At 75.1% G+C, this 6,246-nt stretch carries 8 protein-coding genes; all 8 read left to right on the top strand.

Annotation, left to right across the window (positions count from 1 at the left end; genetic code table 11):
• The first annotated feature begins 50 nt into the window (after positions 1-50).
• The 8 genes from ACI78Q_RS10080 (at position 51) to ACI78Q_RS10115 (ending at position 6,083) form a co-directional block, all read left to right on the top strand.
• Complete coding sequence (locus ACI78Q_RS10080) at positions 51-428, top strand: response regulator transcription factor (RefSeq protein ID WP_456923205.1); 378 nt, start codon at positions 51-53, stop codon at positions 426-428.
• The gene (locus ACI78Q_RS10085; protein WP_456923206.1) at positions 425-1,663 is read left to right on the top strand and encodes a sensor histidine kinase; all 1,239 of its coding nucleotides are present in this window, start codon (positions 425-427) and stop codon (positions 1,661-1,663) included. The genes ACI78Q_RS10080 and ACI78Q_RS10085 overlap by 4 nt, the downstream gene beginning before the upstream one ends.
• A 242-nt stretch (positions 1,664-1,905) precedes the next feature.
• Positions 1,906-2,523: a TasA family protein gene (locus tag ACI78Q_RS10090; protein WP_456923207.1), complete on the top strand. Its 618-nt coding sequence runs from the start codon at positions 1,906-1,908 to the stop codon at positions 2,521-2,523.
• A 34-nt stretch (positions 2,524-2,557) separates the two neighbouring features.
• Positions 2,558-3,184, top strand: coding sequence for a signal peptidase I (locus ACI78Q_RS10095; RefSeq protein WP_456923208.1), 627 nt, complete (start codon positions 2,558-2,560; stop codon positions 3,182-3,184).
• On the top strand, positions 3,181-3,852 hold the full coding sequence (locus ACI78Q_RS10100; RefSeq protein WP_456923209.1) for a response regulator: 672 nt from the start codon (positions 3,181-3,183) through the stop codon (positions 3,850-3,852). Before ACI78Q_RS10095 ends, ACI78Q_RS10100 begins: the two co-directional genes overlap by 4 nt.
• A gap of 221 nt (positions 3,853-4,073) precedes the next feature.
• Positions 4,074-4,691 (top strand): TasA family protein, encoded by a 618-nt coding sequence (locus tag ACI78Q_RS10105; protein ID WP_456923207.1) that lies wholly within the window; start codon positions 4,074-4,076, stop codon positions 4,689-4,691.
• A gap of 34 nt (positions 4,692-4,725) precedes the next feature.
• Positions 4,726-5,352, top strand: a complete 627-nt coding sequence (locus ACI78Q_RS10110) for a signal peptidase I (protein ID WP_456923208.1) — start codon at positions 4,726-4,728, stop codon at positions 5,350-5,352.
• Positions 5,353-5,486: 134 nt separating this feature from the next.
• Positions 5,487-6,083 (top strand): hypothetical protein, encoded by a 597-nt coding sequence (locus tag ACI78Q_RS10115; RefSeq protein WP_456923210.1) that lies wholly within the window; start codon positions 5,487-5,489, stop codon positions 6,081-6,083.
• Positions 6,084-6,246: the final 163 nt, after the last annotated feature.

A 6,246-nucleotide genomic window follows, 5' to 3' on the forward strand; every position in this document is an offset into this window, starting at 1 on the left:
ACCGGCGCGGGCCCCCGGGCACCGGCCGCCCGACCGAGGGAGCCCGCCCCGTGCCGACCGTGCTGGTCGCCGACGACGAGGACGACATCCGCGGCCTGGTCTGCCTAGCCGTCCGCCGGGCCGGGTGCACCGTCGTGGCCGAGACCGCCGACGGCTCGTCCGCGCTGACCGCCGCCCGCACCGACCCGCCGGACCTCGCCGTCCTCGACGTCTCCATGCCCGGAGCGACCGGCCTGGAGGTGTGCGCCGCCCTCCGGTCCGACCCGGCCACCGCCGCCGTCCGCGTGCTGCTGCTGTCGGCGGGCGCCTCCCCGGACGACGTCGCGAGCGGGCTGGCCGCCGGCGCCGACGACCACCTCGCCAAGCCCTTCTCGGTCGCGGGGCTGGTCGCCCGCGTCCGGGAGCTGACCTCCGGAGCCACCGCGTGACCGCCATCGACGCCACCCCCACCACCGATCCCGAGGTGGCGCGGCTGCGCAGGGAGAACGCGGCGCTGCGCGCGCAGATGCAGCACCGTGACGAGGAGCTCGAGGTCGCCACCCGCATGCTGCAGGCGCGAGCGCAGACGATGACCAGCGTCATCGACGCGGTCACCGAGCAGTCGATCATCGGCACCGACGTCGACGGCGTCGTCCGCGTCTGGAACCCGGGCGCCGAGAAGATGCTGGGCCTGCCCCGCGCCGACGTCGTCCGCCGCCGCTCGATCACCGAGTTCCACCTGCCCGAGGAGCTCGAGGAGGCCGGCGGCGGGCTGGCCGCGCTCGTCCGGACCGCGCAGGAGCAGGGCAGCGACGTCCGCGACTGGACCTACGTCTCCGCCGCCGGAGAGGAGCTCACCGTCTCGGTGGCGGTGACCCCCCGCACCGACGACAGCGGCGCGCACGCCGGCTGGAACTTCGTCGGCACCGACATGACCGAGGTCCGCGCCACCGAACGGATGAAGGACCAGTTCGTGAGCCTGATCAGCCACGAGCTGCGCACCCCGCTGAGCTCGATCCTCGGCTACCTGGAACTGGTCCTCGACGACCCCGACCAACCGCTGACCGACGAGCAGCGGCAGTACCTGACCACCGTGGAGCGCAACGCCCAGCGGCTGCTGCGCCTGGTCGGCGACCTGCTGTTCACCGCGCAGGTGGACGCCGGCCGGTTCAGCCTCCAGCCCGAGGACGTCGACCTGGTCGCAGTGGCCCGCGCCGCGGAGGACACCGCCCGGGTCACCGCCGCCGCCGCGGGCGTCGAGGTGGTGGTGGAGGTTCCCGACGGCGACCTGACGGTCCGCGGGGACGCCGTCCGGCTCGGGCAGGCATGCGACAACCTGGTCTCCAACGCCGTCAAGTTCACCCCGCACGGCGGCCGCGTCACCCTCACCCTGCGGGCGGCCTGGCGCACACCGGAGGGCGCCGTCGTCGCCGGGGAGCAGCCGGGTGCCACCCCGGTCGCGCAGCTGGCGGTCAGCGACACCGGCATCGGCATCCCCGCCGGGGAGCAGGCGCAGCTGTTCGCGCGCTTCTTCCGCGCCTCGACCGCCCGCCGGCACGCGGTGCCGGGTGTGGGGCTGGGCCTGGCGATCACCAAGGCCATCACCACCGCCCACGGCGGCACGCTCGAGGTGGCCAGCACCGAGGGCCGCGGCACCACGTTCACCCTGACGCTGCCGCGCTGAGAGAGGACCCCGTCCTCCCCACCCCTCGGTGAAGGACCCCCTGCCCCCCACCGCTCGCACGCTCGCGGCGGGACCCTGCAGGGGGCCGACACGGTCCTGCTGCGAGCCTCCCCGGGTGTGATCCCGCGGGAGGCTTGCGGCTTTCTTGCGGGAGGCGGGCGGGTGCCCTGCGGTTGCCCCCCGATCGTCGTCTGTGCCGCCGGAACACCCCGTTCCGGCCCCCCACACAGGAGACGCCCCGCATGAGCACCACCACCCGCACCACCACCCGCAAGGTCATCGGCTCCCTCGGCGTGATCGGCGCCGCCGCCGCCGTCGCCGGCCTGGGCACCTTCGGCGCCTTCACCGACTCCACCACCCCGGTCTCCACCCAGGTCACCGCCGGCAACGTCGACATCAACCTGACCCCCGCCGGCACCTCCATCCCGGTCACCACCAGCGCCTTCCTCCCCGGCGACTCGCTCAGCCGGGCGGTCACCCTCGCCAACATCGGCGACGCCGCGCTGTCCTCGGTCAACCTGACCGTCACCACCACCAGCCCGGCCAACATCCTCACCAGCGACAAGACCAACGGCCTGCAGCTGGCGCTGAAGTCCTGCTCGGTGGCCTGGACCGAGACGCTCACCGCCGCCGGCGCGCCGACCTACGCCTGCACCGGCGGCACCGAGCGCCTCATCGGCCAGGGCCCGGCGGTCGGCACCTTCGAGGTGACCAACGCCGCCAGCCTCACCGCCGGCGCCAAGGACCACCTGGTCTTCACCGTCTCGCTGCCCTCCGACGCCGGCAACGCCTTCCAGAAGCAGACCGCCGCGCTGAGCCTGACCTTCTCCGCCCTGCAGCGCACCGGCACCGCCCGCTGACCGACGCCCCCCGAGCCGACCGGAGAACCCCGCCATGACCGCCGTCCTCCCCCTCGCCGCACCGGGGCCGACCCACCCACGGCCCCCCGCGGCCACCACCGGGCCCCTGCTCCGGCCGCTGGCCGCGGCCACCGGCCGCTGGCTGGTCCGGGCCCTGGTCGGCATCGCGGTCCTGGCCTTCGCCGGCCTGGCCATCGGCCCCCACGTCCTGGGCTACCGCACCCTGACCATGCTCACCGCCTCCATGGCCCCGGCCATCGACCCCGGCGACATCGTGGTCACCACGCCCCTGGCCGTCCAGGACGTCACCCCGGGCATGATCATCACCTACCACATCCCCATCGACGACCACCGCCTGGTCACCCACCGCGTCCTCTCCGTCGAGCACAACCCCGACGGCACCGTCGCCGTGCAGACCCAGGGCGACGCCAACGACCACCCCGACCCCTGGACCGCCGTCCTCCAAGGCGACACCGCCTACCAGGTCCAGGCCGTCATCCCCGAGGTCGGCCACGCCATCACCGCCCTGCGCACCCCCTGGCTCAGCCACCTGCTCGTCTACGGCGCCCCCACCCTCCTGGCCGGCTGGCTCCTGCTCACCATCTGGCGCCCCACCACCGACCCCCACACCGACACCGACACCCACCAGGACCAGCCATGACCACCGCGCTCGTCGTCGACGCCGAGGCGGCCGACCGCGCCCGCGTCGCCGGGCTCCTGGCCGTCACCGGCTGGGCGGTGCACGAGGCCCCGTCCACGCACGAGGCACCGGCCCTGGCCCGCCGGCTGGACCCCGACCTCGTCGTGATCGACCTGGCTCCCGACGGGGAGGGGCCGGCCCTGCTGCGCCGGCTCCGGCTGGCCGGCTGCCGCGCCCACCTGCTCGTGGTCGCCGGCGACACCGTCACCGCCGAGGACCGCGCCGCCGCCCTGCGGGCCGGCGCCCTGGCCTGCCTGGCCAAGCCGGTCGACGCCGGCCTCCTGCTCACCGCGCTCCGCCGCCGGGCGGCCACCCCGCCGCCGGCAGCGCTGCAGGCCATCAGCGAGGTGGCCGACCTCCACGACGACGACGTGGACGCCGACCTCATGGACCGGCTGCAGGAGCTCTACGCCACCGCCCTGCCCGACCGGCTCACCGCCATCAGCGACGGCGCACGGTCCGGCGACACGACGGCGCTCGCGTGGGCCTCGGCCACCCTCGCCGGGACCAGCGCCCAGCTGGGCCACCCGGAGGTCGCCGCGGTGTGCCGCGCGATCGCGCAGGACGCCCGGCGCGGGGTCCTCGCCCACCACCTGGTCCTCGAGCTGCAGGCCGTCGCCGGCGCCTGAAGAAGGACCCCGTCCTCACCGCTCGGTGGACGCGCCCCTGCCCCTACCGGGACCCTGCAGGGGGCCGACACGGTCCTGCTGCGAGCCTCCCCGGGTGTGATCCCGCGGGAGGCTTGCGGCTTTCTTGCGGGAGGCGGGCGGGTGCCCTGCGGTTGCCCCCCGATCGTCGTCTGTGCCGCCGGAACACCCCGTTCCGGCCCCCCACACAGGAGACGCCCCGCATGAGCACCACCACCCGCACCACCACCCGCAAGGTCATCGGCTCCCTCGGCGTGATCGGCGCCGCCGCCGCCGTCGCCGGCCTGGGCACCTTCGGCGCCTTCACCGACTCCACCACCCCGGTCTCCACCCAGGTCACCGCCGGCAACGTCGACATCAACCTGACCCCCGCCGGCACCTCCATCCCGGTCACCACCAGCGCCTTCCTCCCCGGCGACTCGCTCAGCCGGGCGGTCACCCTCGCCAACATCGGCGACGCCGCGCTGTCCTCGGTCAACCTGACCGTCACCACCACCAGCCCGGCCAACATCCTCACCAGCGACAAGACCAACGGCCTGCAGCTGGCGCTGAAGTCCTGCTCGGTGGCCTGGACCGAGACGCTCACCGCCGCCGGCGCGCCGACCTACGCCTGCACCGGCGGCACCGAGCGCCTCATCGGCCAGGGCCCGGCGGTCGGCACCTTCGAGGTGACCAACGCCGCCAGCCTCACCGCCGGCGCCAAGGACCACCTGGTCTTCACCGTCTCGCTGCCCTCCGACGCCGGCAACGCCTTCCAGAAGCAGACCGCCGCGCTGAGCCTGACCTTCTCCGCCCTGCAGCGCACCGGCACCGCCCGCTGACCGACGCCCCCCGAGCCGACCGGAGAACCCCGCCATGACCGCCGTCCTCCCCCTCGCCGCACCGGGGCCGACCCACCCACGGCCCCCCGCGGCCACCACCGGGCCCCTGCTCCGGCCGCTGGCCGCGGCCACCGGCCGCTGGCTGGTCCGGGCCCTGGTCGGCATCGCGGTCCTGGCCTTCGCCGGCCTGGCCATCGGCCCCCACGTCCTGGGCTACCGCACCCTGACCATGCTCACCGCCTCCATGGCCCCGGCCATCGACCCCGGCGACATCGTGGTCACCACGCCCCTGGCCGTCCAGGACGTCACCCCGGGCATGATCATCACCTACCACATCCCCATCGACGACCACCGCCTGGTCACCCACCGCGTCCTCTCCGTCGAGCACAACCCCGACGGCACCGTCGCCGTGCAGACCCAGGGCGACGCCAACGACCACCCCGACCCCTGGACCGCCGTCCTCCAAGGCGACACCGCCTACCAGGTCCAGGCCGTCATCCCCGAGGTCGGCCACGCCATCACCGCCCTGCGCACCCCCTGGCTCAGCCACCTGCTCGTCTACGGCGCCCCCACCCTCCTGGCCGGCTGGCTCCTGCTCACCATCTGGCGCCCCACCACCGACCCCCACACCGACACCGACACCCACCAGGACCAGCCATGACCACCGCGTCCGGCACACCTTGCGGATCCCTTGCGGATGCGTCGCGGGGATCCTGCGGCCGGCCCGGCACAGTCGATCTCGACACGGACCTGGCAGACCCCCCTGCCCGGCGTGGAGGAAGGGGAGGCCCGGCGATGATCGTCCGCCGCGCAGTCACGGTGCTCGCCACCGCGACCCTGATGGTGCTGGGCGGGCAGCAGCTCGCCGGCGCCGCCTTCGGCGACAGCGCGTCCGTGGCCACCACGGTCGGCACGCTCACCGTCGCCCCGGTCACCGGCCTGAGCGCCACGGCGCCCTGCACGCTGACCACGACGACCACCACCACCACGACGCGGAAGGCGGCCGACGGCACCGTCATCGGCCAGTCCACGGTGACGGAGTCCTCCTCCACCACGGTCACCACGCCGGTCCGGAGCTACCCGCCGGCCTCGACCGAGACGACCACCAACCCGGACGGGACGACCACCACCACGACCCGGCAGACCACCCAGGACACCACCGTGTCGGGCGTGGCCACCTGGCAGCGGAGCACGACCCCGAACGTCACCAGCTACACGCTGACCATCCCCGGCCCCGCGCCGTACTCGGCGGACCTCGGTGACACGACCCAGTTCACCTACGCGCCGATCTCGATCGACCAGAACTACACGCTGCCGATCACCGTCACGGCGCGGACGTCCTACGGCTGGACGGCGAACGCCACGGTGATGGTGTCCACCTGCCGGCAGTGATCCCCTCGGACACACGACGGGGGGGGGGGGGGGGGGGGGGGGGGGGGGGGGGCGGGGGGGGGGGGGGGGGTGGGGGGGGGGGGGGGGGGGGGGGGGGGGGGGGGGGGGGGGGGGGGGGGGGGGGGGGGGGGGGGGGGGGGGGGGGGGGGGGGGGGGGGGGGGG

Source organism: Geodermatophilus sp. SYSU D00705 (assembly GCF_054050135.1).